General features: G+C 69.6%; 1 protein-coding gene. It reads right to left on the reverse strand.

Annotated features, from left to right (window positions below; genetic code table 11):
- Positions 1 to 1,938: strawberry notch-like NTP hydrolase domain-containing protein (locus RDU12_RS15250; RefSeq protein ID WP_308685484.1), on the reverse strand; the 1,938-nt coding region annotated here is incomplete at its 3' end.
- Between the last annotated feature and the right edge of the window lie 88 nt (positions 1,939 to 2,026).

Here is a 2,026-nt window from a genome sequence, read left to right on the forward strand (position 1 = left end):
GGCAGAGACGTAAAGGATCCGCGCGCCAGGCAGGGCATTCTGAAGCCGCAGACCCACGCGGCCCTGCTCGGAGGGGCCGCGGTCGCCGCGAGCGCCCTTCTCGCCGGCGGCGTTGGCCATGGCGTGGGCTTCATCGAAGATGATCAGGCCGTCGAAGTCCCGGCCCAGCCAGTCGAGGATCTGATCCAGGCGCGAGGCCTTGTCGCCTCGCGGGCCCGAACGGAGCGTGGCGTAGGTGGTGAACAGAATGCCTTCGGCGATCCCGATCTTCTCGCCCAGGCCGAAGCGCGACTGCGGGACGATCTGTTGGGGCCGACCGCCCACGGCGCTCCAGTCGCGGCGTGCGTCTTCCAGCAGCGCCTCGTTCTTGGAGACCCAGACGATCTTCCGGCGGCCCTGCAGCCAGTTGTCCAGACCGACTCCGGCGGATTGACGGCCCTTTCCGGCGCCCGTTCCATCGCCAAGGAAGAAGCCCCGGCGGTAGGGCATTCCTTCGCCTTCCGGGGCGGCTGAGAGGTTGTCGAACGACTCGTCCGGGTTCCAGCGGCCCGGCAGCAGAGCGGAGTGCGCCTCGCCGGCATAGATGATGGTTTCGAGCTGCGCGTCCGACAGTATCCCCTCGGAAACAAGCCTGGCGGGGAGGTGCGGGCGGTAAGTGGGGACCGGCAGACGCACGGCCGCCATGGCGACGGACTCCACCAGGGTCGTCGGGTGCGGTTGCGCGCCGTCGATCGCGATGGTCTCGACGCCGTAGGACTCGTAGATCCCCTCAGCGCGGCCGGTCGTGGTCTCGGAGTCGGCGCGGACCGAATAGGCCAGCGGGGCGACGTCGGCGAAGTCGACGGCCGCGGGCGTCTCGGGTGTTGTGGGCCGGGCGGGGCGAAGCGACGGCCGCAGGATCACCGGCCGGGCTGTCAGGACGGCCGGGCGCGGGGCCACCTGGCCGCGCGGTTCGAGATCCGACAGGGATGCCAGCAGGTCAGCGGTGTCGGCGGCCATCGGAAGGGATGGGCGAGCCTCGCCGGCGTCGGCCAGTTTATCGATGACCGTCAGGCGGGTGTCCGTCGTGGTCCCGTGGCGGGCGTAGGCGCGGCCGTTGATCGCGCGGGTGAAGACCACGCGACCGCCTTGGGACCGCAGATCCGCGAAACGGGCGGGATGCTCCTCTGGCGAGAGGCCCGCGCCCGTGATCGCGACCAGACGGCCGCCGACGTCCAGTCGGGCCAGAGCGGAGGCGATGTGGCGGAAGTCGGCGCCGGCCGTCCGGCCGGTGACGTTCGGCGAGACGCTGAAGGGCGGGTTCATCAGCACCAGGTTGGGGCGGATGTTACGGTCGAGGCGGTCGTTGAGTTGTTCGGCGTTGAGGCGGGTCACGACAGTGTCGCGGAACACCTGGTCCAGCAGTGAGGCGCGAGCCTCGTCCAGTTCGTTGAGGTGGACACGAGCGCCTGCGAGTTCGGCGAAGACGGCGAGCAGGCCGGTGCCGGCGCTGGGTTCGATGACGACGTCACCCGGGCGCGCATCGAGGGCGACCGAGGCGACATAGCCGAGGTCCAGCGGCGTGGAGAATTGCTGGAAGGCGACCTGGTCTTCGGATCGGCGCGTCTGCGAGGGAGTCAGGAGCGAGACGGCGCGGACCGCCTGCAGCGTTTCGTCGGCGGGGATGCCGGCGCCCATCACCGCAGATGCGTTGCGGCGCAGCCAGAGGACCTGGGCCAGCTCGGCCGCCTCGTAGGCGTCGCGCCAGTTCCATGCACCCTCCGCGTCGGTCGCCCTGAACGTGTCCTGCATGGTGGTGCGCAGCAGGCGCGCTTCCAGGGCCCGCCCCTTGGACAGATGAAGGGCCATCACCCATGCGGCGGCGACCAGACCGTCGGTGCGTGAGACCTGACCGAAAAGGCCGGAATCCATGACCGGGGACAGGGGGGAAAGCGACATCTGAGGATCTCCGAGAAGGGCTACTCGCTGCTCTCTCGAGCCCGCGAAATTCACCCTTCCCAATCCTCCCTCTCACTCTCGGCGCTGG

The sequence above is a fragment of the Brevundimonas sp. genome, from assembly GCF_031082345.1.
Lineage (GTDB): Bacteria > Pseudomonadota > Alphaproteobacteria > Caulobacterales > Caulobacteraceae > Brevundimonas.